The sequence below is a fragment of the Chitinophaga polysaccharea genome (assembly GCF_007829335.1).
Lineage (GTDB): Bacteria > Bacteroidota > Bacteroidia > Chitinophagales > Chitinophagaceae > Chitinophaga > Chitinophaga polysaccharea_B.
The window spans coordinates 1065868-1091414 of record NZ_VIWO01000001.1; the positions used below are offsets into that span (position 1 = coordinate 1065868).

Consider the following 25547-nt stretch of genomic DNA (forward strand, 5'->3'; position numbering starts at 1 on the left):
ATCATTTTGATCTTCCTGGTTTTAATTGCTGTCAAATATTTACAAATCAATATTGCTTATGAAAAGAGGACTACTCTTATGGTTACTTGTAACCGTTAGTGTTGTAGGCGCCTATGCACAAACAAAATCAATCACCGGTAAGGTTACAGACGCAAAAGATGGATTAGGATTGCCGGGAGTGTCCATTGGTATTAAAGGAAGTGGAAAAGGAGCGCTGACAGCCAACGATGGGTCCTATAGACTAGAAATTGCCGAAACAGGGCATCCGGTCCTGGTATTTTCTTTTATCGGCTACACTACCCAGGAAGTGGCTGTGGGAGCAGAAAGCACTATTGATGTAGCATTGGGAGTGAATAAGAAAGATCTTGGCGAAGTAGTGGTAACGGCTTTGGGAATCAGGCGTGAAAAACGCACCCTGGGGTATGCTACACAAGAAGTAAAAGGGGAGGATATCGTACAGTCGAAGGAAACCGGTTTCCTGAATGGCTTGCAGGGAAAAGTAGCCGGGGTACAAATCAGCGCCACCAGCGGAGCGCCGGGGGCCGGCACCAAAGTGATTATTCGCGGGGGCGCCTCCCTGAGAGGAAATAACCAGCCCCTGTTTGTACTGGATGGAGTACCCATCAGTAATGACCAGCTGCGCGCTGGTGACGACGATCCCCTGTATGTTGGCGGCACTACTCCCAACCGCGGAATAGATATAGACCCTAATATTATTGAATCGGTAAACATATTAAGAGGCGCCTCTGCCACAGCATTGTATGGCTCAAGAGCCGCAGGAGGAGCCATTATTATCACAACTAAAAATGGCGCCGGCAGAAGATCCAAAGGATTGAATGTAATAGTAGGTTCCAGCGTCAATATCGACAAAGCCATCTTACCCGAGTTTCAGCAAAACTGGGCACAGGGCGATGGAGGAAAGTATTATGATGGGGTGAATGCAAAAACGCCGCTATCCTGGGGCCCTCGTATGGATACTTTTAATGTGAATGGGCAGCCACTACCCAAATACGATCCGCGTAAAATGTTTTTTAAAACCGGTACCACCTGGGACAACAGCGTAAGTCTTACCGGTATGACAGATAAATCGAGTTACCTCCTCTCCTACACTTCCCTGCGACAGGAAGGGGTAACCAGGAACGCCGATTACTACCGGAACGCTCTTTACGCTAATTTTTCCAGCCATCTCACCGAAAAACTGGTAGTTAATACCAGCCTTAATTATATTGATTCGCGCAATGATCGCTTGCTGGAAGGAAACGGAGGGGCGGGGACCGTTACTTACCTGTCTACCCTCTATAGTGCTCCCATCAGCTATAACCTGCTACCCTATACGAATCCAGATGGCAGCCAGCGGATGTATAAAGACAATAAAAACAGTCCGTTCTGGATTGCTGACCGTACGGGGTTACGGTTAAATGTGCACCGTTTTATACCAACAGTAAGCCTGGTATACACACCGCTGAACTGGTTAACGCTTACTGAGCGGATTGGCGCCGATGTATATACCGATAATCGCACTTTCCACGAAGCCAAAGGCTCGTTAGGCACCTCCTATCCCAACGGCCGCGTTTTCGACGAAGTCATAAATAATACCCAGATCAATCATGATTTCTATGCCACCGCCCACAAGGCCTGGGATAAATTTGATCTGACAGTAATGGTAGGTAATAACATTATTTCAGAACATTATACCGACCTGCTGACCAAAGGAATAGGGTTGTCGGTAGATAACCTATATGATATTGCCAACAGCGAAACAATCACTACCACGGAAAATTACTACGACAGGAGAAGGGTGAGTATTTACGGACAAGCGGTATTGGAGTATAATAAGATGTTTTATGTTACCGTAACCGGAAGAAATGACTGGTCGTCTGCTTTGCGTGAGGGACATAACTCTTATTTTTATCCATCGGTAACCGGCGCTTTTGTATTTTCTGAATTGTCTGCATTAAAGAGTAGTAAAGCATTATCCTTCGGAAAGCTGAGAGTAGCTTATACCGCGGTGGGTAATGATGCTGCGCCTTATCAGACAGATACCAAATTTTACAAAACAAAAATCCAGGATGGATTTGGCTTGCAGATTATACCGCCTGTAAATGGGGCCAGTGCCTTCTCCAGCCGTAACATACTTGGAAACCCCAACCTGGAGCCAGAGCGCCTGAAAGAATTTGAAGCAGGGCTGGAAACAAAATGGTTCGATAACCGGATTGGCCTGGAGGCCAGCTGGTACAGCAAAGTAAGCACTAACTTGATTTATGAAACCAGCGTTTCCGCAGGAAGCGGGTATACTACCGCCATTGTAAATGCAGGAAAGTTAACGAATAAAGGAATTGAACTAACGTTAACGGCTACCCCGGTTCGTATTAAAGATTTTAACTGGAACCTGATGCTGAACTACTCACGTAACAGAAGTGAAATTGTAAGATTGTCGCCAGGGGTAACGGCTATACAGATTGGCGGTTATACCGCACCTGGTATATTCCTGGAAGCGGGTCAGCCTTATGGTACCATTAAAGGATCGCGTTGGAAAAGGAATGCTGATGGGCAACAATTGGTAACCGACAACGGCTATCCTATCCTGGATCAGGGTACGGCTTTTAACATCGGCAATATTCAGCCGGACTGGCTGGGTGGATTCACCAATACTTTTTCCTATAAGGGTATAGATCTTTCTGCTACACTCGATGCACGCATTGGTGGACAGCTGGTGAACTTCGACGAGTACTATTCCGTGTATTATGGTACCAGTAGTATTACGGCGAACCGCGAAGGCTCCACGATCATTAAAGGCGTAAGAGCCAGCGATGGAAAAGAGAATACCACGGCGATCAAAACAAATCAACAGTACTACCAGGGTATGTGGGTATATGCCAATGAAAACCTGCTACAGGATGCTTCTTTTATTAAGCTGAGAAATGTAACGCTGGCCTATCACCTGATGCCGAAATTATTGAAGCGTACACCGTTTAAAGCCGCCATGGTATCCATTGCAGGACGTAATTTGTGGATACACCATGACAAGAGCTTTACGGGCTCTGATCCGGAGTTAGGTACTTATGGCGTGGGCAGCAATGCCGGTGGTTTTTATCATTATGTAACGCCCAGTACCCGTTCCTTTAATGCAACAATGAAGTTCACTTTCTAAACCTGGTAACGATGAAAAAGAGAATAGTAATGACGGCTATCGCCGGATATATGCTGATAGCTGGAGCCGGGTGTAAGAAATTCCTGGACGTAAACTCAGACCCGGCCGGTGCTTCCAAAGTAGATGACAGGCTGCTGCTGACATCTGTTCAATTGAATGATGCCTTTAATATTGCGGGTGGTTATCCTGCCAGAACCGCTGCTTTCTGGACGCAGCAATTGGCTTATAACCTGGGCGCCCCGGATTGGGATTCCTATAGGGTAACGGCCACAGATGTAGACATCACCTGGGCATTTGATCTGTATCCAGCCTGTCTGAAAAATCTTAAGATACTGGAAACACAGGCCGCTGCGGCAGGGCACACGCACTATGAAGGTGTTGCCAAAGTAATGATTGCTTACAACCTGGCTATTGCTACCGACTTGTGGAATGAAGTGCCTTACTCAGATGGATTACAGGGATTCAATAATCTCAAGCCAAAGTATGATACACAGGAGAGCATTTACCAGTCTATTTTTACTTTGCTGGATGATGGTATAAAACTGATGAAAGGACCGGATAACAGCATAGTACAACCAGATGCCAAAGATCTTTTCTATGGCACACAGGTTGATCAGATGGGGAGCTGGGTGAAATTTGCCTATTTCCTGAAGGCACGCTATGCGCTTCGCTTGTGCTATGCTCCGGGAAAGGATGTCAAAGCGCAGGCGCAACTGGCACTGGATGCCACAGCGCTAAGTTTTACAGATGCCACTACTAATCCGGGTGTAAAGTTCAGCAGTACTGCTGGCAACAATGCACCGTGGTTCCAGTTTCTTACATTCTGGGGTAATACCTATATGTCGTCTACCCTTGTAGACTTGCTAAAATCTAAAGCAGATCCCCGACTGCCGGTGATTGCAGCCGTAGCGCCAGCAACGGGTGAATATAAAGGGAGAATAATAGGTAGCAGTCCGAATGGAAAATTAAATGGAAAAGATACTGTTTCCAAAGTAGGTAGCTTTTTTAACAGGCCCGATCAATCTGTTTATTTAGGTACGTATGATGAGTTACTGTTTATCCGGGCGGAAGCTACTTACCTGATCAGCGGAACAGCCGCAGCGCAACCAGTTTTTATAGCGGCTGTAAATGCGGCGATGAGCAGGCTGGGACTGAACCCATCGGGCGCTGACGTGAGTGCATATATTGCCGCTCATTGTACGTTGACAGACGCTACTGCCTATGAAACCATTATGACGGAAAAGTATGTGTCTAATTTCCTTTCACTGGAATCGTATAACGACTGGAGAAGAACAAATTTTCCGAAGTTGAAAGTAGTATTGAATCCTTACCAGGGGCTCACTTCCATCCCCCGGCGTTTTGTATATCCATCTTCTGAAAATGCTACCAACAAACAGCCGCAGCAACCAGGGTTGCTCACTGACAGGGTTTGGTGGGATACACAGCGTTGATAACCGTTAGTCTAAAACAAGCATAAAAAAAGCTCACCTGGATACAGGTGAGCTTTTTTTATATAGTAGGTTATTTATTTCAGTACTTCCCGGAGTTTAGCTTCCAGCGCAGGGCCTCGCAGATTTGCTGCGATAATTTTTCCCTGTGGATCCAGCAGGAAATTGGTGGGAATGGCGTTGATACCATATAAAGGCACTACCGCTGAATCCCAGAATTTAAGATCACTTACATGGTTCCAGGCCAGGCCGTCATCTTTAATAGCCTGTTGCCATTTGTCTTTGGTTTTATCCAATGAAACGCCCAGGATCGTGAAATTCTTTCCTTTAAATTGTTGATACGCTTTTACCACATTGGGGTTTTCCTGGCGGCAGGGACCACACCAGCTGGCCCAGAAATCAACGAGTACATATTTACCACGGAATGAGCTGAGGCTGATCATTTTGCCGGAGGGATCCGGTAATGAAAAATCAGGCGCTACCTGGCCAACTTTTACCGCGCTGCTGGGTTCTTCTCCACCGGCTGCATCACCGCCGCTTCCCTGGGATTTTTCAAGTTCCGCAATTTTATCGGTCATACTTTTTACCAGCGTATTTTTAGGAAAGCGTTTAGTGAGATTGGCGAGCACTTGTTTGTGTGCAATAATTTCTTCTCCGCTTCTTACCTGGCTGATCGCAAATACAGCATTGGCGGGGTTTTTAGTTTTGTCGGCCATCAGGAAGAAACCTTCTTCAAAGTCCTTCTGTTTTTTCTGCATAGCTGTCACTTGCGGCTGGAAAACGCTGTCTGGTACGCTTCCATGGAGACTATCCAGTTTACGCATTTCTTCGGTAAGCCCGATAGATTCTTTGCTGATGGTAGTCATAAAGCTCTGTAGTTCGGATGTTGCGTCAGAGCCGCTGATTTTTACATCATCCAGTTTATCTACGTCTCCATCTATCTTCATATCGCCGGCATCCAGTGCCAGCAATAAAAATTTGCCGTTGTCGAAGCGAATGCGGTATAGTCCCTGTTCAGCCACCATGCCTTTCAACGTAAATTTACCGCTGGCATCTTTTACGCTGGTGGAATCCACTACTTTCACGTTGTCCAGGGTCAGTTCTTCCAATACCACTGGTCCTAACGGAAGGTTATTAAGATGTCCGTCTATTTTAAATTCACCTTTTTCAGTTTGTTGGGCACATCCTGCCAGGAAAACACCTGCGGAAATCCATAATAAGTATTTTTTCATGCTATTGTTTTTTGAACATTCATCAAACCTACGTTCCTCAAGATAGGACAATTTATCCTTTTAGCTTTTCTGCCAGCAATTCGTTGGTTAAACGCGGATCTGCCTTGCCTTTGGATAGTTTCATTACTTCTCCTACAAACAGCGACATTAATCCCTTTTTTCCTGCTTTAAAGGCAGCCACCTTATCGGGGTATTTCGCCAGTACTTCGTCAATAATGGGAGAGATATTATCGGCATTGTTATCTTGCAGTAAATTCAACCTGGTGGCTATTTCCAGCGGGTCTGCCGGCGCCTGTATCATTTCCGGTAATATCCGGGAGGAGGCAATGGAGAAACTCACTTTACCGGCGTCGGTAAGACTAATGAGTGATGCCAGGGCAGCAGGTGTTACCGGGAACCGGCCTATTTCCATGGCATTTTCATTGAGCCAGGATTTTACAGGGCCAAGCATCCAGTTGGCAGCTGCTTTATACTGGGAAGTAACGGCAATAAGGCTTTCGTAGTAGTCTGCGGTAGATTTATCGTCGCAAATTACACGGGCATCATATTCGGGCAAGCCAAATTCGGTGGTGTATTTGAGGATCAGTTCTTCCGGCAGGGCAGGCAACGTGGCCTTTATGCTGTCAATAAATTCGTCTGTTAGCTTAAATGGCGCCAGGTCGGGCTCCGGGAAATAACGATAGTCGTTGGCTTCTTCCTTGGAGCGGAGTGAAAACGAGCTGCCGTTAGATGCGTCGAAGCTGCGGGTTTCCTGCACCAGGGTACCGCCGGCTTCGATCAGGTCTATCTGTCTTTTTACTTCGTTGTCTATCGCCCTTTTTACGTTGCGGATAGAGTTCATATTTTTCACTTCTACCTTGGTTCCCAGGGTAGTCGCTCCTTTTAAACGTACGGAGATGTTGGCATCACAGCGCATGCTGCCTTCTTCCATATTACCATCACATACGCCCAGGTAACGTACCAGGCGGCGCATTTCGGTGAGGTAGGCATAGGCTTCGTCGCTGCTGTGGATATCCGGTTCGGTAACAATTTCTACCAGGGGAACACCCGCGCGATTCAAGTCTACATAGCTGTAGTCAGGGTCCTGGTCATGCAGTAGTTTACCGGCATCTTCTTCCAGGTGAATGCGGTTTAGTTGTATATTCCGGCTGCCGGCATCGGTAATAATGCTGATATAGCCGCCTTTACAGATGGGGGCGGTATGCTGTGACACCTGATAGCCTTTGGGAAGATCCGGGTAGAAGTAATTCTTCCGGGCGAAATAGTTCTCTTTTTCAATTTCGCAATGGCAGGCCAGGCCCAGTTTAATGGCATATTCAGCCGCTTTACGGTTCATCCGGGGCAGGGTGCCTGGGTGCGCCATGGTAATAGGACTGATATGGGTATTAGGAGCGCCGCCAAAAGCCGCGCTGTCGCTACAAAACAATTTACTGTCGGTAAGCAGCTGGGCGTGCACTTCCAGCCCGATCACTGTTTCATATTTGCTGTATATATCGCTCATGTTCCGTACTGATTGCCACAAATATATTCAAATAATACCGTGATTTCAGGCTATTTGGTGCCAATAAATCCCTAAATTGAGATACACATCATCTATTAAAAAATTCCCTATGATCAGCAAGGCCCAGATTACCCAGCTTTATCAGGCACAACAGGTTTATTTCGATGCGGGTATTACCCTGCCTTATGCTTTCCGGAAAGCACAGCTGAAGCGGCTGAAAAAAGGCATTCAAAAGTTTGAAGATAAAATTACAGCAGCCCTGAAGGCCGATCTGCACAAGCATCCCGTTGAATCTTACGGGAGTGAAATAGGGTTTTTATATGAAGAAATCAATTATATACTCGAGGGATTGAAACTATGGATGGAGCCGGAAGTGGTGACATCCCCCTTTGTCACCTATCCCAGCAGCAGCCGGGTGTATAAGCAACCATTGGGACTCACCCTGATCATAGGGCCCTGGAATTATCCGTTTATGCTGCTGATCAGCCCTTTGCTGGGGGCTATTGCTGGTGGTAACTGTGCTATCATAAAGCCGTCTGAAATGGCGCCGCATACGGCCCAGGTGGTGAAAGAGCTGATTGCAGACACTTTTGAACCCGCATATGTTACGGTGGTAGAAGGCGATGGCCAGGAAGTAATTCCTATGCTAATGGATTGTCGTTTTGATCATGTGTTTTTTACGGGTAGTATACCGGTAGGGAAAAAGATTATGGAGATGGCGGTGCCACACCTGACGCCTGTTACCCTCGAGCTGGGCGGGAAATCGCCCTGCGTGGTGGATGAAAAGGTAAATATAACGGTAGCGGCTAAACGTATTGTTTGGGGCAAGTTCTGGAATGCAGGCCAAACCTGTGTGGCGCCTGATTACTTACTGGTACACCAGCGGGTAAAAGATGAACTGGTAACGGCCATGAAAGCAGCTATTGTAGAATTTTTTGGAGATAATCCCGCCAGCAGTGGCGATTATGCCCGGATGATCAATACCCGGCGATTTGACACGGTAGCAGCCTACCTGGAAGAAGGCCATATTGTACATGGCGGGCAAAAAGACCGGGATAACCTGTATATCGCCCCTACCCTGCTGGAAGATGTGGAATGGTCAGATCCGGTGATGCAGGAAGAAATATTTGGTCCGGTATTACCCATACTCACTTATACTGACCTGTCGCAAGCCATACTGGCTATAAAAAAATTGCCCTATCCGCTTGCCCTCTATGTTTTTACGAAGAGTAAAAAAACAGAGAAGATGCTGATAGAGCAGGTGCGCTTTGGTGGTGGCTGTGTTAACAATGCCCTGGTACATCTCACTAACCCTGAGCTGCCTTTCGGAGGCGCCGGTTATAGTGGTATGGGCCGTTATCATGGTAAATACAGCTTCGATACCTTTACCCACCAGAAGGGAATGTTGAAAACCGGTACCTGGCTGGATGTTCCTATGAAGTACCCACCGTTTAAAAATAAACTGAAAGTAATGAAGATGTTGATGAAATAGCTATAAGTCAGCCTTGTTCAGCTTCTTCGGTACTTTAACAGTTAAGGTAGTAGTGTTATTATTTCTCTTTACAGTGGCGGAAAACTGGCCCTTTTCCCGGTTGGTGCGGTAAGCGCCGGAAAGATCGGTTACATTTTTTACAGGCGTGCCAGCCAGTTCAGTTACGATGTCGTTTTTCTGGAAACCGGCTTTGGCGGCCACCGATCCCGGTGCAATATCTATTACCACGGCGCCTTCATCGTTTTCGGTATCCTGTACCTGCAAACCCAGCTTTTCACCTTCGTCTGCCTGGTGGCGCCAACCATAGCCAAATGGCTGTTCTCCGCGTGGATAAGGAGAAGGGAAGCTAAAACTACGGGGCATATTTCTCGGAGGAAGATTGTTCCAGCCCTCACTGGTACCCAGGTCTTTCCTGGCTTCCAGCTTTACAATAACACTCTTCGGCTTTCCATCGCGTATATAGGTGATCGTTATTTCATCTGATGGTGCATGCTTGCCGATAGCTTCATACAATTCGGCCGGTTCATTTATTTTATCGGGGCCTACTGCGGTGATAATATCCCCGGGTTTAATACCAGATTTGTCGGCCGGAGTCCCTTTGGCAACGGATTTTACCGTAACACCGGTTGCCGCTTTTTTCTCCGTGATCACTCCCAGCATGGCTTTATTTACGGGCAATGGCATATTGTCGCTACCACTATCATCATCGTTAAACAAGCTGAAATTATCGCGCGGGTTGTCGCTATCGAAGCTCAGCGTATTGCCATTGCGTGGTGTAATTTTCCTGCGGAAAACAGATAGGTTAGGATCATTGTACTGATCAATCTTTTCTCCGTTTACCAGGATGTCGCCATTTTTGATTTCTACTGTTACCTTTCCATCTTTATCACTTTTATGTTTGATAACAATTTCATCAAACTCGCCCATCTGGTCTTTGGAAGGCGTTTGGGATTGCGCAGATACCGCGCTCATGGTGAAGCAGGAAAAGCCTGCCAATGTGAGAATTTGCAGTAACCTGGTCATGGTATTTAAGCGTTTTTTGTTGACTAAATTTAAACTAATGCAACAAATTTAAAGGGTGGGAAAGGAAAGAAAAAGTTAAAATAGAGCAGCAGGCTGAAAGCATAAAGCGAAAAGCTATTGTGGAGAATGGACAAAGCGAATTTTAAATATCCGCTAAGATCATTCTCCACAATAGCTTTTCGCGTTATGCTTTCAGCTTTTCGCTTTTAGGAAATCACTTTCTTCACTGCTGACACCACCTGGTCTAGCTTATCGGTTTCTTGTCCACCGGCTGTAGCAAAGGTTTTCTGGCCTCCACCACCGCCTTTGATCAGGGGAGCAATCTGTTCTTTGATGATTTTAGGCGCTTCCCAGCCTTTGGCTGCTACCAGTTTTTCATCAATAGAAAGCGCGATGCTGGCTTTACCACCAATGTTGGCCACAAACAGCAGTACGTGATCAGGGATTTCATTTTTCAACTGGAAGGACAGTTGTTTTAATCCTTCTGCATTGCTGACGTTCACCACCTGGCCAAGGAAATTAATGCCATTGATTTGTTCTGCCTGGTTACGCAGGCTGGCTGCCAGGGCGCGTATTTTCTCCTGTTCCAGGGCTTCCAGCTGTTTTTCAAGCGCGGCTTTGTCCTGCAACAGGGTTTCTACCGACTTAACAATTTCTTTCGGATTTTTCAGCGCGGCTTTAATTTCTTTCAACTGCTGCAGTTGTTCGTTCACAAAAGCGGCTGCTTGGGCGCCGGTAACTGCTTCCACGCGACGAACGCCCGCGGCAACTGCGGCTTCCGATACAAATTTAAACTGACCCAATTCGCCGGTAGAACTGATGTGTGTACCACCGCACAATTCCACGCTATAGGCGGGATCTATAATTACCACACGCACCACATCACCGTATTTTTCGCCAAACAGGGCCATGGCGCCAAGCTTCAGCGCTTCTTCCTTGGGCAATTCACGAATCACTACCGGTATATTTTCGCGGATCTTTTCATTTACAATCGTTTCTATCTGTGCTAATTCTTCATCCGTTACTTTGGCGAAGTGAGAGAAGTCGAAACGTAGCGCTTCTGCATTTACCAGGGAACCTTTCTGGGCAACATGTGTGCCCAGCACCTTACGTAAAGCTGCATGCAGCAAGTGCGTAGCGGAGTGATGACGCTCGGTATTGTGGCGTTTATCTTTTGCTACTACTGCTTTTACCGCTGCAGCAGGTTGTGCTGGCAGTTTATCTGCAAAGTGTATGGTCAGGTTGTTTTCTTTTTTGGTATCGGTTACATGCACTACCTCGTCTCCAAAATATAGCACACCGGTATCGCCTACCTGTCCGCCGCTTTCTGCGTAGAATGGCGTTTGGCCCAGTACCAGCTGGAACTGCTCTTTACCTTTTGCCTTTACGGTACGGTATTTTAGCAGCTTGGTATTGCTTTCCAGCTGTTCGTAGCCTACGAAAACAGAGTTAGGGGTTTCGTCCAGGATAACCCAGTCGCCAGTATCCATTTCAGTGGCTGCGCGGGAGCGATCTTTCTGTTGTTTCATCGCTACCTCGAAGCCTTTCTCATCCACTGTAAAACCATTTTCAGCGGCAATGAGATTGGTGAGGTCCAATGGGAACCCGTAGGTGTCGTTCAGTTCAAATGCAGTAGCGCCATCGATCAGTTTGGTGGTAGCTTGCTGCATGAAGTCTTCGATGCGGCGGATTCCACTTTCCAGAGTGCGAAGGAAATTATTCTCTTCTTCAAATACTACTTTCCTCACAAAATCCACCTGTTGTTGTAATTCAGGGAATACGTGGGAGAATTGTGCCGCCAACACGGGTACGAGGTCATGCAGCAGCGGTTTCTTTACCTCCAGGAAGGAGTAATAATAGCGCACAGCTCTGCGGAGAATGCGACGTATAACATAACCTGCTCCGTTGCTGGCGGGTAACTGTCCATCGGCGATGGTAAACGATATCGCGCGAACGTGGTCGGCTATTACACGGAAAGCCACGTCTTTTTTACTGTCACTGAAGGTATATTTCTTGCCGGTAAGACCTTCTGTATAGTGGATAGTACCGGTAAACAAATCTGTATCGTAGTTGGAAGTTTTGCCCTGTAATACTCTCACCAATCGTTCCAGTCCCATACCGGTATCCACGTGTTTGGCAGGCAAAGGCACCAATGAACCATCTTTCTGACGGTTGAACTGCATGAATACGTTGTTCCATATTTCAATCACCTGGGGGTGATCCGCATTCACCAGGGTTTTACCGTCTACCTGTTTTCTTTCTTCATCCGGGCGGCAATCCACGTGAATTTCAGAGCAGGGACCGCAGGGACCCATATCTCCCATTTCCCAGAAGTTATCCTTTTTGTTTCCCAATAGGATGCGGTCTTCCGCAACATGTTCCTTCCAGAAGTTATAGGCTTCTTCATCTTTGGGGAGATTTTCGCTTGCATCTCCTTCAAAAACAGTCACATAGAGCTTATCTTTCGGTATTTTATATACTTCTGTCAGCAGTTCCCAGCTCATGGCGATAGCTTCTTTTTTAAAGTAGTCGCCAAAGCTCCAGTTGCCGAGCATTTCAAACATGGTGTGGTGGTAAGTATCAATACCTACTTCTTCCAGGTCATTTTGCTTGCCGCTTACCCGCAGGCACTTTTGGGTATCCGCCACTCTTTTGTGGGGAGGCACCCGGTTTCCAAGGAAATAATCCTTAAACTGGTTCATACCTGCATTGGTGAACATCAGCGTGGGATCGTTTTTAATAACGATTGGCGCTGAGGGCACAATCTGGTGTCCTTTGGAGGCAAAAAAGTCCAGGAATTGCTGTCTTATTTCAGATGCTGTCATAAATATTGATACAAATTAATATGTATTTTATATCTTATAAGGGCGATTTAACCTGCTTTGGGCTTGTTACTGTATTTCAAGCCCTTATAAAGTAGTTAGAAAATTGACATTCAAAAGGTTGATGTTTTAATCTAATTACAGTAGGTTTGTGCGCCTTATTTTCCCGCCGTGTTAAAGGGAGTGCAAAAATATTGAAACCTGTATGATTATGCAAAACAGGTTATGTAACCCGGCAAAAATAGTTAAGGGGGGAAAAATGCCAACGAATAACATCCGGATGTTTGACTCCCATGAAATAAATCTGCTGTCATAGCGTTCACTGCACTATGGCGCATAAAGTATACCCTGGTGCATGAAGAAGGTTAAATATTTTTATAATACCCAAACATTAAAATATGAAAAGCTCGTAGTATCACTGCGGGTAAAGATCCTCCGGATATTGGGATTTGTGTCTGCGGCTATCGTTACCGGGGCAATCTTCCTCTCCATCGCCTACCGGGTGGTCGACTCTCCCAAAGAAAAGTCCTTGCGGGGCGACCTGGAAGGGATGAGGGAAAAGTACGAAGCCTTACAGGGTCGTATGAAAGAAATGAAGGGCAAACTGGCCGAGCTGGAAGACAGGGACAATGAAATTTACCGGGTTATCTTCGAAGCCTCTCCTATTCCGGATAGCGCCCGTATGGGTAAAATCAAACGCGATGAGGAAGCTGCCCAGCTGCAATCCTTTGCCAGTAGCGAAATTATTGCCTCTACCTCTGTATTGCTGAAAGAACTGACCAACCGCGTTAAAGCCCAGGAAACTTCCTATAACGAGATTGATAAAATGGTGAAGAACAAGCAGCAGATGCTGGCTTCTATTCCCGCTATTCAACCAGTATCCAATAAAGATCTTAAACACATTGCCTCTGGTTTCGGCTATCGGATAGATCCTATCTATAAAACCATGAAATATCACGCGGGACTGGATTTTGCAGCGCCCAGCGGCACGGCCATCTATGCTACCGGCGATGGTGTGGTAGAAGACGCCAGCCTGAGCGATGTAGGATATGGCAATCACGTAATAATACGCCATGGCTATGGTTACAAAACCCTCTACGGGCACATGCTGCGCATGAAGGTTAAGGCCGGCCAGGCAGTTAAGCGTGGCGACGTATTAGGTTGGGTAGGTAGTACCGGTAAATCTACAGGTCCTCACTGCCACTACGAGGTAATGAAAAATGGGGAAAAAGTGGATCCCGTATACTTCTTCTTTAATGATCTCACCCCCGAACAGTTTGACCGTATGCTCAAGATGGCCAGGTCCGGCAACCAGTCCTTTGACTAGTATTTCCGGCAACAGGCTTTCATTTTTAAGCAGTTATAAATCCTGACCTGCTGGTCCCGACCAAAAAACAAGTGACAAAAAAGGTAAAGCTTACCACGAAAAGCTTAACTTCATCTTCGTAAAAGATATTTGTCACCTCGTTTTTTTACTCCGATGCACCAGCTAGATCTTTTTTCGACATCTGGAATACCGCATCCTACAGGAGCAGCGGTAACAGTGCCAGCTAAAGTAAAAGTTAAGGCAAAAAGCAAAAAAGCTACCGTGGTCCCCGACATAGTCGGGAAAAAACGGGGTCGTAAATCATTGAAAGAGCTATCGGAGGACCCGGATCTGATTATGGAACTGGATAAATTAATACTAGATAAGCAGTATTATTCGATCAGTGAGGTTGCAGCCATGTTTAAGGTGAATACTTCACTTATCCGCTATTGGGAAAATGAATTTGATATACTGCAACCCAAAAAGAACCGTAAAGGCGATCGCCTTTTCCGGCAGGAAGATATTCAGCACCTCAAACTAATTTATCACCTGCTGCGGGAAAGAAAATATACCATTGAAGGAGCCAAGCAAAAACTGAAGGAAGATCACAAGCTGGCAGCCCGTAATTTCGAAATGGTACAAGCTTTGCTGAAGGTACGGGGTTTCTTAACGGAACTGAAAGATCAATTATAAAAACATCATTATGCGTTTGAAAACATTACTCCTGGGTGGCAGCCTGCTTTTCTCCACGCTGGCCTGGGCACAGAATGACAATGACAAGGTACTGAAAGGTAAGATAGATATGAAGACATTAATGAATGATCCCGGTACCACCTGGTTCTATAAAGGTGTCAACAGCTATGAACCCAACGACAATATGCTCAATTATATTAAAGCCAATCGCAGCGGCTTCAATATGGTAGTGGTAATGGGCACCTGGGATCAAACCAGCCGCGAAGTAGTGCCTGCGCTCTATAAAGTGATGATTACCGGTGGCAGCCCCGATGAACAGGTAGTGATGTTTGGCGCCGATCAGAAACTGCAGTCAGATGCACCAGTGGATTACAAAGTGAAGAAACTGCCTACCATCATCATCTTTAAAGATGGAAAAGAAGAAGGCCGGATAGTAGGCGCTCCTAAAGAGTCTGTAGAAGCCGATATCTCCCGCATCTTATTAAGCAGCAGCAAGAAAGAAAAGGATAAAGAGTAAGCACATAGTAACTGCTATAGTTACAGATATTATTAAAAGAGAAGGGCGTTATGTTGTTTCATCAGCAACATAACGCCCTTCCTCTTTTTAGCGACTATTTATCTTCGTTCATCCGTAATCGTTACATTGGTGGAAGTCGTGGGTAATTTAATATCCCGGGTTTCCAGCAGTTTGATGATCGATAGGTTAATACTCTCCCGCAGCGCCGCGTAGCGGCTGCCGTCGATGATGTAAGTATTGAAAATGACCTGGATTACGTAAGTATCTTTTGTAAAATCATGGAGGTTTACGGTAAAGCCTTCCAGTACATTAGCATCGTTTTTTAAAAGTTGCCGTACATCCTGTAGAAATAATAGCAGGTTTTCCGCCGGCGTATCGGTGCCAAATTCCATTTTGAGCGCCACCCGTTGCTGGGTGCGGAGCGACAGGTTGTCCAGGATACTGTCCACCATCTTTTTATTAGGCACGGTTACAAACGTTTTTTCCAGGGTACGAATGCGGGTACTACGCAGTCCTATCTTTTCTACAGATCCCTGGTAGGTATCTACCTTAACGCTATCGCCTACACGGAATGGTTTATCGAAAAAGATGATAAAGGAGCCTATCAGGTTTTCAATACTTTCTTTGGCAGCAAGGGCAAGGGCCGCAGCACCGATACCCAAACCCGCGATAATCTTTTCTACCAGCCCGTTACCAAACAGGATGCGGACAAAGGCAATGGCTCCCATAATGAATATGATAGCCTTGAAAAAATCGCGGAAGAAAACGATAAACTGGTTATCGGTTTTATCTTCTGTGAGATCGGCCTTTTTTTCCAGCACCAGGGCCACAAAGTCGATCAACCGCAACACAATCCAGATGATACTCATGCTCAGAGCCAGCTCCAGCAGGGTATCGGTTACATTTTGCACGGTCACTTTCCCATATACATGTACGTTCAGTAAACGCGGAAAAGTAAACCGGTCGATCGTCAGCATAAAGGTGATCAGCAACAGGAAATATTCCAGTGGTCTTAACAGGAGGTTGACAAAGTCTTTTTCATCGATTTGCGGCGACCAGTGCTTCACCAGCCTGAAAAGGATGGCGGCCAGTCCTTTGGACACGTATCGTTTTACGATGAATACAAACAATAAAACACCGATCAATACGAGATAATCCCGGATGGTGTTGTCTAAAAATACTTCGTTCAAAAAGTCATTCATAAGTTACAGCTAAATTATTCTACTGCTTTCCTGGTTAATCAATATCACACCTGGTTTGGTACCGGTGTTGAAACTGCCGTAGGTATCCTGGATGTTCAGGGCCTTTGCGCCGTTAAAAGTAGCCCATTGCAGGATTTCTGCCAACGGAATTTCCGGGAAATGGTGACGGATGGTTTTTATTTCTTCCCAAATGGATAGCCGGTGGTTGGAAGCCAGGCTGTCGGTACCCAATGTAATGGAGCATTGCAGGCGACGGAACAGCGGAATGTCTGGCAGGCGGTCTTCTATATACAGGTTGGCCTGTGGGCATAGGCACCACCAGGTTTCCAGGGGTTGTTGTTGTGCAAAGCGTATATCCTCTTCCGTGGTAAAGGTGTTGTGCACCAGTAATATTTTATTTTGGGAGAAGTGAGAAAGCCAGGCTTCCAGGCTGTTGGTCCCGGTAGGCTGGAACGTGCTTACGTCCATGCCGAAATGTTGATAAAAACGGAGGAAATCGCCTGTTTTGTGCCGGAATAATTCATTTTCCGCTGCGGTTTCCTGGTTGTGGATCGTTACGGGTGTATTATCGGGGGTATTGCCAAGCAGGCCAAATAGTGTTTGGCTAACGGAATAGGGAGCATGTGGTACAATGGCGCATTGATGGTGGCTGCCATTGATTTCCCGGAAGGAAGCCAATACATCCAGGCTATACTGGTATCGGCCTTGGGCGCCGGCATCGGCTACGCCCATACATTCGATGAAAGAATGGTAGTACATTCTGCCCTGTTGTTTTTTTACCAGGGTGGTGGTGCCGTTGCAAATATCTCCCACGGCGGAAATGCCGGCATCCCACATTTCCTGTTCGGCCCTGTCGATAGCCTCGTTGATGTTGCCGGTATATTGGTTACGGGACTGCATTACCTGGGTCAGAAAGGCCGGAAGGCCGGTTTTTTCCGGGATTACGCCTTTCATATGTGATAATTCCAGGTGACAATGGGTATTAACAAACCCCGGGCACAAAATACCATCCAGTTCCTGTACGCTATCTCCGGCATCTGATGCCGCTACAATGCCCGCCACTACGCCGTTTTCATGGAGTAGCAGTACGTTGTCGGGGCCCAGCAGCCGGGTGCCGTTAAATATATCCTTTCCTTTTAATTTGATCTGTTTCAATTACCTGCTGTTTAATTAAGTTAATGGTGTTAATTTTGCAACCCGATTGGCAGTATCACTTCCCGGTTTGGGGAGGCTACTCAAAAGTCAAATATAATTATGATAGACAAACTGGAAGCTATAAAAGGTCGTTTCGAGCAGGTATCGCTGGCACTTACCAACCCGGAAGTGGTGAGTGATAACAAGAAGTTTGGTCAGCTCAGCAAGGAATACCGGCAGCTGGAGAAGATCGTAAAGGCATATGATGCCTACCGTAAATTACTGGACAATATTGCCTTCAACAAGGAGGTGCTGGACAGCGGCGATGAAGAAATGCGCGAGCTGGCCAAGGCCGAAACGGAAGAATTACAGGAGCAGAAGGGTGCTGCCGAAGAGGAAATCCGTAACCTGTTGATTCCTAAAGATCCCCAGGATGAAAAGAATGCTATTCTTGAAATCCGGGCGGGTACTGGTGGTGATGAGGCCAGTCTCTTTGCGGGCGACTTATTCCGTATGTACCTCCGCTTCTGTGAGCTGAAGGGCTGGTCGACCAGTTTACTGAGTGAAAACCCCGGTTCTGCCGGTGGTTACAAGGAAATCGTGATGGAGGTAAGCGGCGACGATGTATATGGTACCCTGAAATTTGAATCCGGTGTACACCGTGTACAACGGGTGCCAGCTACAGAAGCCTCAGGTCGGGTGCATACTTCTGCTGCCACCGTAGCGGTGTTACCAGAGGCAGAAGAGGTGGATGTAGATGTAAGAGAGGCAGATATTAAGATGGATACCTTCCGTTCTTCTGGTGCGGGTGGTCAGCACGTAAACAAGACCGAATCGGCGGTAAGGCTTACGCACATACCTACCGGCGTGGTGGTAGAGTGCCAGGAAGGCCGTAGCCAGCACTCCAACCGTGAAATTGCCATGAAAATGCTGCGTACCCGTATCTATGAAGCGGCAGTACGTAAACACGAGGATGCTATTGCTTCACAGCGTAAGAGCCTGGTATCTACGGGCGATCGTTCCGCCAAAATACGGACCTATAATTATCCCCAGGGGCGTGTAACCGATCACCGTATTGGTATGACGGTATATAACATGGATGCCTTTATGAATGGCGACATCAAAGAAATGATCGATGCTCTGCAGTTTGCGGAGAATGCCGAAAAGCTGAAACAAGGTAATTAATCGGCTGTTATAGAAAATTGATAGTAATGTTGCGGAAAGATACCCGGAGAATGATCTGTTGTTATCTTTCCGCAACCTCGTTTTAAATTTCCCAAAATATCCTACATTTAGTCAGTACTCTTGAATAGCAAGGGTATAGCACTAAAAACAAACCTTTACTTCCCTAAAAAATCATCTCCAATGTTAGAGCAATTAATGGACCTGGTCCGCGAACATGCACAGGGTGCTGTGGTGAACAACCCGGCTGTTCCCAATGAACAAAATGAAGCGGTAATTGGTGCTGCCACTGAATCCATTGCTTCAGGTTTACAACAAGAGCTGGCCAATGGCAACACAGAAGGAGTATTGTCGTTACTCAGCGGAAATGGCGGCGAAACTGCCAGCAACCCGGTGGTAAGCAATATTTCCAATAACCTGGTGGGTACCTTGTTGGAAAAATTTAACCTGGACAAGGGTGCCGCTACACAGCTGGCTGCCAGCCTTATTCCTGCGGTACTTGGTTCACTGGTACATAAAACCAATGATCCTTCCAACAGCAGCTTTAGCCTGGATGGTATCCTGAATTCGCTCACAGGTGGTTCGGCACAGGGCATTAATCTGCAGGGCATACTGGGTAAACTGTCTGGTGGTTTAGACACCAACGGCGACGGGCAGGTTAACCTGGAAGATTTAAAGGGATTATTATCTAATGGGGCGCAACAACAGCAGGCGAACGCTGGTGGCGGTTTTGGCGGATTATTAAAAAATCTGTTAGGTTGATCCTTTTTGCCGGTTGAGTTGTTACTATTCTGCAACAATATTAGAATATATATTGTTAATCATATATATTATCGATATTTGCCTTGTTTTCGTTGAGTATACTTGTTTGATAACCAATGTGCTGCATAAATTAAATTAAATTGGCAGCATATTTGTTTACAGGATTTTCAATTAGTTTTGTCAACGGAATTAATGCTTAAAAACCTTCATGTTTAAAATTATTATGATGAAAAAAATCAATGTTCTGGTAGCTTTGGTCCTATCTGTAACCATGTTGTTCAGTTGTAAAACCTGGCAGGGCATGGACAATACCAAGAAAGGTGCTGCCATTGGCGTAGGCGGTGGCGCTGCCGCTGGTGCCGTAATTGGTAAGGTAGCCGGTAATACCGCATTAGGAGCTATTATTGGGGCTGCTTTAGGTGGCGCAGGTGGTGCTTTGATCGGTAAGAAAATGGACAAACAGGCACAGGAAATTAAAACTGAGGTGCCAAATGCAACCGTAGAGCGTGTGGGTGAAGGTATTAACGTAACATTTGATGCCGGAGTATTATTCGGTTTCGACAAATCTGATCTGTCGCCTGTAGCACAGGACAACATCAAACAATTAGCTACCATCCTGAACAAGTATCCAGATACTTATGTTCGTGTGGAAGGTCATACTGACGATAAAGGTACAGATGCGTATAACATGGGTTTATCTGAAAGAAGAACCAACAGTGTAATTGCATATCTGAAACAACAGGGCATTGCAGCTAACCGTATCCAGGGCTTCTGGTATGGTAAATCTCAACCTAAAGTACCAAACGATTCGGATGCTAACCGCGCTATCAACCGTCGTTGTGAGTTCTCTATCTTTGCGAATGACAAGATGAAGAATGATGCGAAGAAAGAAGCTGGTCAGCAATAATATAAGCATATTTATTTCTCATAAGCAGATATAATCCCCTTCCGCCTCAGCGGGAGGGGTTTTTTTATTTATGTCTGCCGGAGAAAAACAGGTGTCTTACAATTTTAAATACCCATATGCCTGCGATAGCGCCGAGCGTATCGGCTACTATATCATATATATCGAAGCTGCGGCCAATGGCCCAGTACTTCTGTATAAATTCAATAGCCAATCCGTAAGTGGCTGCAATGATCACCAATGTGATAAGGGTTACTGGCGATATATATCTTTTCTGCTGGTAGATACCCAGGCTGAGGAACAATACCACACCGCCAAACAGGCCAAAATGGACGATTTTGTCGAAATGTACTTTTTCGAAAAATGAATTAGTTGGAATATCCTTTCCCGGAAGGGTACATATAATGAGGATCAGGATGATCCATATAGTAGCTGGCAGGTAGTATTTCAAGAGCTTCATGGAGCAATGTTATTGGATATGCAGTAAAAAGGACAACAGGCCGGTCGTCATAACGAGGCCTGTTGTCCTTACTATATAAAAGAGGTTATAATGTTAATTATTCACCTATCAGCGCCTGGTATGCAGCAGCATCCAACAGGGCGTTTACATCAGCCGGGTTAGTAACGGTTACCTTTACCATCCAGCCATCACCATATGGATCCTGGTTTACCAGTTCCGGTGAGCCATCCAGTTCAGGGTTGATTTCACTTACAGTACCGGCAACGGGCATGAACAGGTCAGATACGGTTTTCACTGCTTCTACGGTACCAAACACTTCTTCAGCGTTAATCAGTTTGTTCAGTGAGTTAATATCCACGAAAACGATATCTCCCAATTCACGTTGAGCAAATTCGGTAATACCGATGGTAGCCACATTACCTTCTAATAAAATCCATTCGTGATCTTTTGTGTAACGCAGATTTGACGGAAAATTCATATCAAGTTTGATTTTGAGCCGTAAAAATACATAGAATGCCCCAATTAAATAAATAGTTCTTTTTGTACTAAAAAAACAGCCATTTCTTCACTACCCGTATCCGCATAGGCACGTCTGTGACGGGTCTGTTGTTGCCATCGGTTTTAATGGCGGCAATTTTATCAATGACTTCCATCCCTTTTATGACCTGGCCAAATACGGTATAGCTTTGATCCAGGTGTGGGGTACCTCCTTCCGTTTTATATACCTGTCGCTGGTCTACCGGGATTTTGCGGCCACCTAGCCTGGTTTTCTCCAGTTTATCGAGCTGCTCATCGGTAAATACCTTGCCTTGTACAATATAGAACTGGCAACCGGAGGAGGCTTTGTCTGGGCGGTCTTCCCGGGCTGCTGCCAGCGCGCCTTTGCGGTGAAACAAGTCGAGCTGAAACTCCGGTGGAATGGTATAGCCTACGTCGCCATTGCCCAGCATATCGCCGGTATGAGCATGTTTCGAATCAGGATCTCCCCCCTGGATCATAAATTGATTAATGACCCGGTGAAACAGGGTACTGTCGTAAAAGTGGCTCCTGGCCAGTTTGAGAAAGTTATCGCGATGTTTCGGCGTTTGATCGTATAACCGGATGACCATGGTGCCGTAGGGGGTATAGACTTTTACCTTTCTGTGCCGGCCTTCGGCAAACAATACGGTCAACAATAAAAGGGTGTGGAGTAGCAGCAGTTTTTTCATACAAGGGTATTATACTTCTTCATGACCAGCAAAGTAAGCAATAATATGCTCTTTGAGGAAGTGTTCCTGTTCTTCCAGTTCCATTTTGGGGACCGGCTGCAATTCTTTGAAATGAGGCCAGCCGTCTTTGTCATAGCCATCCATTTCAAAATAGCCACTCTGGCTCAGCAGCGTGCATACCGCTACGTGCATCAGGTCCTGTTTTTGCTCTTTGGTATATTTCTTTTTCAGGTTATTTAGTTCGTTTACGCCGATCAGGAAAAGGATGGCCTCCATATTGGGAGTTTTACCAAACCTTGCGGTAAGCATTTCCTCTACCGGTTTCCAGCGCTGCTCAAAATCTTCCATGTTCTATTACTTTAGGTGCGGCAAAGGTACGGTATACGGAAAAATATTATATAATTATGCCCGGCTTTATTAATTTAGGCATCGCCGTTAAATGATTATATCAGCTAAAGTAGCCACAGTGGCAAGTTTAACAGCATTTTAACGGCCTCTTCACATAGTGATAAGTTTTATTTGACCAGAGAATGTTTATTTTAGCACACCTGAAAAATTATTAGCATGGAAAATACATCGTCCGATATCCGGCAACTGAATGAGAAGATCCACCAGGCCAGCGCCTTTGTGGACCTGCTCACTATGGAGTTAGGTAAAGTTATTGTTGGCCAGCGTTATATGGTGGAAAGACTGCTGATCGGTTTACTGGCCCAGGGCCACGTATTGCTGGAAGGTGTGCCTGGTTTGGCTAAAACGCTGTCGATTAAATCACTCTCATCAGCTATCAACGCTAAATTCAGTCGTATACAGTTTACGCCCGACCTCCTGCCGGCGGACGTGATAGGTACTATGATCTACAACCAGCAGAAGAATGAATTTGTAGTACGCAGAGGTCCCATCTTCGCCAATTTTATCCTGGCAGATGAAATCAACCGTGCCCCGGCCAAAGTGCAAAGCGCCCTGCTGGAAGCCATGCAGGAAAGACAAATTACCATCGGCGACAACACCTTTAAGCTGGATGAGCCCTTCCTGGTACTGGCTACCCAGAACCCGATAGAGCAGGAAGGTACCTACACCTTGCCGGAAGCGCAGGTAGACCGTTTCATGCTGAAAGTAGTGATCGGTTACCCGACCAAAGAAGAAGAAAAACTGATTATCCGTCAGAACCTGAACCCGGAAGCGTCCTCCCCTATCCGCGCTATCATACAGCCTTCAGATATCATTGAAGCCCGTAAGCTGGTAAGAGAGGTATATATGGATGAGAAGATTGAAAAATACATTCTCGATATCGTTTTTGCTACCCGTAACCCGGAAGACTATAAGCTGAATAAGCTGAAACCACTCATTGCTTATGGTGGTTCGCCGAGGGCCAGTATTAACCTGGCCTGGGCAGCAAAAGCCTATGCTTTCATGAAACGACGCGGTTACGTTATTCCGGAAGATGTACGCAACATCTGCTTTGATGTAATGCGTCACCGTGTAGGCTTAACCTACGAAGCGGAAGCAGAAAACGTTACCAGCGAAAATATATTGAGCGAAATCCTCAACGCCGTAGAGGTTCCATGATAACAGCGATTCCCGCTGATTATATTCATCACACCTAACTCAAGATTTTTCATGTTGGATACGGCTGAAATATTAAAAAAGGTAAGACAATTAGAAATCAAGACGAAAGGGCTTACCAACCACATCTTTGCAGGTGAATACCATAGCGCCTTCAAAGGCCGTGGTATGTCATTCAGCGAGGTAAGGGATTACCATTTTGGAGATGATGTAAGGTCTATCGACTGGAATGTAACAGCACGGTTCAACCACCCTTTTGTGAAGGTTTTTGAAGAGGAAAGAGAGCTGACCGTGATGCTGCTGGTAGATATGAGTGAAAGCTCGGCTTTTGGTACCAAAAAGCAGGATAAGCGCGACCTGATCACTGAACTCTGCGCTGTACTGGCATTTTCAGCGATCAAGAACAACGATAAAGTTGGCGTGATCTTTTTCAGCGACGGGATGGAAAAATACATTCCCCCTAAAAAAGGTAAATCGCATATCCTGTTTATTATCCGGGAGCTACTATCGTTTACGCCTAAACGAAAAGGAACCAATATTAATGAAACCCTGCGTTTCTTTAACAATGCCAATAAAAAACGCAGCATCGTTTTTGTGCTGAGCGATTTTCTCTCAGGAAATTACCAGGATGCGCTGAACATTGCAGCCAAGCGCCACGATGTAGTAGGCGTACAGGTATACGATCAACGGGATAAAGATCTTCCGCCGGTAGGACTCATACAGGTGGCAGATGCTGAAACCGGCGCTACTCAATGGATAGATACCTCCGATCGCCGCGTGCGTCAGTACTATGAACAACAGTTTCTGCAGCATTCACAATATTGTAAAAATGCATTTATGAAAAGTGGCGCAGAACTGGTAAGCATACGTACCGATGAAGACTATGTAAAGGCGTTACAAACATTTTTCCTGAAGAGGGCGTAAATAATAAAGGAGAGCAAATTAAACATGCATAAACAACAAGTTATCAGGCGTATATTTTTATCTTGCTTACTTGGGTTGTTATATCCTTTCAGCTTGCTGGCACAGCAGGCCGTAGATGTAACTGCCAAAGCAGACACAAATAGCATCAGGATAGGTGAACAGATCAAACTGCAACTGACTGCCACCCTGACGCCTGCACAGTTTAAGGATCCCAACTTTAAAATAATATTCCCGGTATTACCTGACTCACTTGAGCACTTTGAAGTAATAACACGCACTTCCCTGGATACAGTGAGCACTCAGGATGTACATACCCTTCACCAGACTTTTACCCTCACCAGTTTTGATTCGGGCCATTGGCAGATACCTCCCATGAGGTTTGAAGTGATTACCGGCGCCAATGCAGCGGCAGATTCTGCGGTGACCCTTCCCATCGGCATCGATGTAAATACAGTAGCCGTAGATACCACTAAAGCATTTAAACCGATTAAAGCCGTACAGGCCGTACCCTGGAGCATCTGGGATTACTGGTTGTATATCGCTATTGGTGCAGGTATTGTGTTGATCATAGGTGGTCTGATATGGTATTTCCGTTCCAGACCGGAGAAAGCGCCGGTGGTAAATACACCTACTATATCGCCGTATGAACTGGCTACCCGGCAGCTGAAAACACTGAAAGAGGAAAAGCTATGGCAACAGGGTGATGTAAAGCAATACTATACCCGGTTAACAGATATTTTGCGTACTTATTTTGAGCACCAGTTTAATATCGCCGCGCTGGAACAAACCAGTGAGGAGTTATTACAGAATATTAAACCAGTTACCAAGCTGAATCAGCAAAGGGATAAGCTGCGTAGTTTGCTGGCTATTGCCGACCTGGCGAAGTTTGCCAAACTGCAACCAACGGCAGATGAACACGAAGATTGTATGGTGAAGGCGGAAGAAATCCTTGAATGGACCAGGCCTAAAGCGGGTGCTACAGAGGAAGACGGAACTGCTGCCGAGAAACAACAAGCATAAAGC

General features: G+C 45.9%; 22 protein-coding genes. 12 read left to right on the plus strand and 10 right to left on the minus strand.

Annotated elements, in window-relative coordinates; genetic code table 11:
* Positions 1-58: 58 nt before the first annotated feature.
* A complete protein-coding gene (locus tag FHW36_RS04535) occupies positions 59-3151 on the plus strand; it encodes a SusC/RagA family TonB-linked outer membrane protein (protein ID WP_145662890.1) in 3093 nt (1030 codons plus the stop codon).
* A gap of 11 nt (positions 3152-3162) precedes the next feature.
* The gene (locus FHW36_RS04540) at positions 3163-4602 is read left to right on the plus strand and encodes a SusD/RagB family nutrient-binding outer membrane lipoprotein (RefSeq protein ID WP_145662895.1); all 1440 of its coding nucleotides are present in this window, start codon (positions 3163-3165) and stop codon (positions 4600-4602) included.
* A 74-nt stretch (positions 4603-4676) separates the two neighbouring features.
* On the opposite strand, the gene FHW36_RS04545 is transcribed toward FHW36_RS04540, so the two are convergent.
* Positions 4677-5831, minus strand: coding sequence for a TlpA disulfide reductase family protein (locus FHW36_RS04545; protein WP_222428989.1), 1155 nt, complete (start codon positions 5829-5831; stop codon positions 4677-4679).
* A gap of 52 nt (positions 5832-5883) precedes the next feature.
* Positions 5884-7332 carry an Asp-tRNA(Asn)/Glu-tRNA(Gln) amidotransferase subunit GatB gene (gene gatB / locus FHW36_RS04550; RefSeq protein WP_145662898.1) on the minus strand — a complete coding sequence of 483 codons (1449 nt, stop codon included), beginning with the start codon at positions 7330-7332 and terminating at the stop codon, positions 5884-5886.
* 76 nt (positions 7333-7408) lie between these two features.
* Between gatB and FHW36_RS04555 the strand changes: the two genes are divergently transcribed.
* The gene (locus FHW36_RS04555; protein ID WP_262713372.1) at positions 7409-8824 is read left to right on the plus strand and encodes an aldehyde dehydrogenase; all 1416 of its coding nucleotides are present in this window, start codon (positions 7409-7411) and stop codon (positions 8822-8824) included.
* Here the strand turns inward: FHW36_RS04555 and FHW36_RS04560 are convergent, their stop codons facing one another.
* Positions 8825-9847 carry a PDZ domain-containing protein gene (locus FHW36_RS04560; protein ID WP_145662903.1) on the minus strand — a complete coding sequence of 341 codons (1023 nt, stop codon included), beginning with the start codon at positions 9845-9847 and terminating at the stop codon, positions 8825-8827. It lies immediately after the preceding gene.
* 206 nt (positions 9848-10053) lie between these two features.
* A complete protein-coding gene (gene alaS, locus FHW36_RS04565; RefSeq protein WP_145662906.1) occupies positions 10054-12672 on the minus strand; it encodes an alanine--tRNA ligase in 2619 nt (872 codons plus the stop codon).
* A gap of 352 nt (positions 12673-13024) precedes the next feature.
* On the opposite strand from alaS, the gene FHW36_RS04570 reads away from it, so the two are divergent.
* The 3 genes from FHW36_RS04570 (at position 13025) to FHW36_RS04580 (ending at position 15185) form a co-directional block, all read left to right on the plus strand.
* Positions 13025-13996, plus strand: a complete 972-nt coding sequence (locus tag FHW36_RS04570; protein WP_145662909.1) for a M23 family metallopeptidase — start codon at positions 13025-13027, stop codon at positions 13994-13996.
* Positions 13997-14299: 303 nt separating this feature from the next.
* The gene (locus FHW36_RS04575) at positions 14300-14668 is read left to right on the plus strand and encodes a MerR family transcriptional regulator (RefSeq protein WP_246121071.1); all 369 of its coding nucleotides are present in this window, start codon (positions 14300-14302) and stop codon (positions 14666-14668) included.
* Positions 14669-14678: 10 nt separating this feature from the next.
* Positions 14679-15185 carry a thioredoxin domain-containing protein gene (locus tag FHW36_RS04580; RefSeq protein ID WP_145662912.1) on the plus strand — a complete coding sequence of 169 codons (507 nt, stop codon included), beginning with the start codon at positions 14679-14681 and terminating at the stop codon, positions 15183-15185.
* A 98-nt stretch (positions 15186-15283) separates the two neighbouring features.
* Here FHW36_RS04580 and FHW36_RS04585 read toward each other — a convergent pair whose 3' ends face one another.
* On the minus strand, positions 15284-16387 hold the full coding sequence (locus FHW36_RS04585; protein WP_145662915.1) for a mechanosensitive ion channel family protein: 1104 nt from the start codon (positions 16385-16387) through the stop codon (positions 15284-15286).
* Between the two features lie 9 nt (positions 16388-16396).
* The gene (locus FHW36_RS04590) at positions 16397-17542 is read right to left on the minus strand and encodes an amidohydrolase family protein (RefSeq protein ID WP_145662918.1); all 1146 of its coding nucleotides are present in this window, start codon (positions 17540-17542) and stop codon (positions 16397-16399) included.
* Positions 17543-17641: 99 nt separating this feature from the next.
* Here FHW36_RS04590 and prfA point away from each other — a divergent pair, with 99 nt between their 5' ends.
* The 3 genes from prfA to FHW36_RS04605 all read left to right on the plus strand — a co-directional run bounded on the left by prfA (position 17642) and on the right by FHW36_RS04605 (position 20372).
* A complete protein-coding gene (gene prfA, locus FHW36_RS04595) occupies positions 17642-18706 on the plus strand; it encodes a peptide chain release factor 1 (protein WP_145662923.1) in 1065 nt (354 codons plus the stop codon).
* A gap of 180 nt (positions 18707-18886) precedes the next feature.
* Positions 18887-19465 (plus strand): hypothetical protein, encoded by a 579-nt coding sequence (locus tag FHW36_RS04600; protein WP_145662928.1) that lies wholly within the window; start codon positions 18887-18889, stop codon positions 19463-19465.
* A 226-nt stretch (positions 19466-19691) separates the two neighbouring features.
* On the plus strand, positions 19692-20372 hold the full coding sequence (locus FHW36_RS04605) for an OmpA family protein (RefSeq protein ID WP_145662933.1): 681 nt from the start codon (positions 19692-19694) through the stop codon (positions 20370-20372).
* A gap of 64 nt (positions 20373-20436) precedes the next feature.
* Here the strand turns inward: FHW36_RS04605 and FHW36_RS04610 are convergent, their stop codons facing one another.
* From FHW36_RS04610 to FHW36_RS04625, 4 genes are all read right to left on the minus strand, one after another.
* The gene (locus tag FHW36_RS04610) at positions 20437-20829 is read right to left on the minus strand and encodes a VanZ family protein (RefSeq protein ID WP_145662936.1); all 393 of its coding nucleotides are present in this window, start codon (positions 20827-20829) and stop codon (positions 20437-20439) included.
* 97 nt (positions 20830-20926) lie between these two features.
* Positions 20927-21307: a glycine cleavage system protein GcvH gene (gcvH, locus tag FHW36_RS04615; protein WP_145662939.1), complete on the minus strand. Its 381-nt coding sequence runs from the start codon at positions 21305-21307 to the stop codon at positions 20927-20929.
* A gap of 67 nt (positions 21308-21374) precedes the next feature.
* Entirely contained in the window at positions 21375-22037 is a 663-nt protein-coding gene (locus FHW36_RS04620) for a peptidylprolyl isomerase (RefSeq protein ID WP_145662942.1), read from the minus strand.
* A gap of 9 nt (positions 22038-22046) precedes the next feature.
* The gene (locus FHW36_RS04625) at positions 22047-22385 is read right to left on the minus strand and encodes a hypothetical protein (protein ID WP_145662945.1); all 339 of its coding nucleotides are present in this window, start codon (positions 22383-22385) and stop codon (positions 22047-22049) included.
* Between the two features lie 216 nt (positions 22386-22601).
* Between FHW36_RS04625 and FHW36_RS04630 the strand changes: the two genes are divergently transcribed.
* From FHW36_RS04630 to FHW36_RS04640, 3 genes are read left to right on the plus strand one after another with little or no spacing between them, the layout of a single operon-like run.
* A complete protein-coding gene (locus FHW36_RS04630; protein WP_145662948.1) occupies positions 22602-23603 on the plus strand; it encodes an AAA family ATPase in 1002 nt (333 codons plus the stop codon).
* 51 nt (positions 23604-23654) lie between these two features.
* A complete protein-coding gene (locus FHW36_RS04635) occupies positions 23655-24524 on the plus strand; it encodes a DUF58 domain-containing protein (protein ID WP_186452300.1) in 870 nt (289 codons plus the stop codon).
* Positions 24525-24548: 24 nt separating this feature from the next.
* The gene (locus FHW36_RS04640) at positions 24549-25544 is read left to right on the plus strand and encodes a protein BatD (RefSeq protein WP_145662957.1); all 996 of its coding nucleotides are present in this window, start codon (positions 24549-24551) and stop codon (positions 25542-25544) included.
* Positions 25545-25547 lie beyond the last annotated feature (3 nt).

Bases quoted from the DNA above. Each gene is read 5' to 3' on its own strand.
- FHW36_RS04570 (WP_145662909.1), top strand. From the start codon at position 13,025: ATGAAGAAGGTTAAATATTTTTATAATACCCAAACATTAAAATATGAA.
- FHW36_RS04620 (WP_145662942.1), bottom strand. From the start codon at position 22,037: ATGAAAAAACTGCTGCTACTCCACACCCTTTTATTGTTGACCGTATTG.
- gatB (WP_145662898.1), bottom strand. From the start codon at position 7,332: ATGAGCGATATATACAGCAAATATGAAACAGTGATCGGGCTGGAAGTG.
- FHW36_RS04640 (WP_145662957.1), top strand. From the start codon at position 24,549: ATGCATAAACAACAAGTTATCAGGCGTATATTTTTATCTTGCTTACTT.
- FHW36_RS04540 (WP_145662895.1), top strand. From the start codon at position 3,163: ATGAAAAAGAGAATAGTAATGACGGCTATCGCCGGATATATGCTGATA.
- FHW36_RS04545 (WP_222428989.1), bottom strand. From the start codon at position 5,831: ATGAAAAAATACTTATTATGGATTTCCGCAGGTGTTTTCCTGGCAGGA.
- FHW36_RS04580 (WP_145662912.1), top strand. From the start codon at position 14,679: ATGCGTTTGAAAACATTACTCCTGGGTGGCAGCCTGCTTTTCTCCACG.
- FHW36_RS04630 (WP_145662948.1), top strand. From the start codon at position 22,602: ATGGAAAATACATCGTCCGATATCCGGCAACTGAATGAGAAGATCCAC.
- gcvH (WP_145662939.1), bottom strand. From the start codon at position 21,307: ATGAATTTTCCGTCAAATCTGCGTTACACAAAAGATCACGAATGGATT.
- FHW36_RS04560 (WP_145662903.1), bottom strand. From the start codon at position 9,847: ATGACCAGGTTACTGCAAATTCTCACATTGGCAGGCTTTTCCTGCTTC.
- FHW36_RS04625 (WP_145662945.1), bottom strand. From the start codon at position 22,385: ATGGAAGATTTTGAGCAGCGCTGGAAACCGGTAGAGGAAATGCTTACC.
- FHW36_RS04610 (WP_145662936.1), bottom strand. From the start codon at position 20,829: ATGAAGCTCTTGAAATACTACCTGCCAGCTACTATATGGATCATCCTG.
- prfA (WP_145662923.1), top strand. From the start codon at position 17,642: ATGATAGACAAACTGGAAGCTATAAAAGGTCGTTTCGAGCAGGTATCG.
- FHW36_RS04635 (WP_186452300.1), top strand. From the start codon at position 23,655: ATGTTGGATACGGCTGAAATATTAAAAAAGGTAAGACAATTAGAAATC.
- FHW36_RS04605 (WP_145662933.1), top strand. From the start codon at position 19,692: ATGAAAAAAATCAATGTTCTGGTAGCTTTGGTCCTATCTGTAACCATG.
- alaS (WP_145662906.1), bottom strand. From the start codon at position 12,672: ATGACAGCATCTGAAATAAGACAGCAATTCCTGGACTTTTTTGCCTCC.
- FHW36_RS04585 (WP_145662915.1), bottom strand. From the start codon at position 16,387: ATGAATGACTTTTTGAACGAAGTATTTTTAGACAACACCATCCGGGAT.
- FHW36_RS04600 (WP_145662928.1), top strand. From the start codon at position 18,887: ATGTTAGAGCAATTAATGGACCTGGTCCGCGAACATGCACAGGGTGCT.
- FHW36_RS04535 (WP_145662890.1), top strand. From the start codon at position 59: ATGAAAAGAGGACTACTCTTATGGTTACTTGTAACCGTTAGTGTTGTA.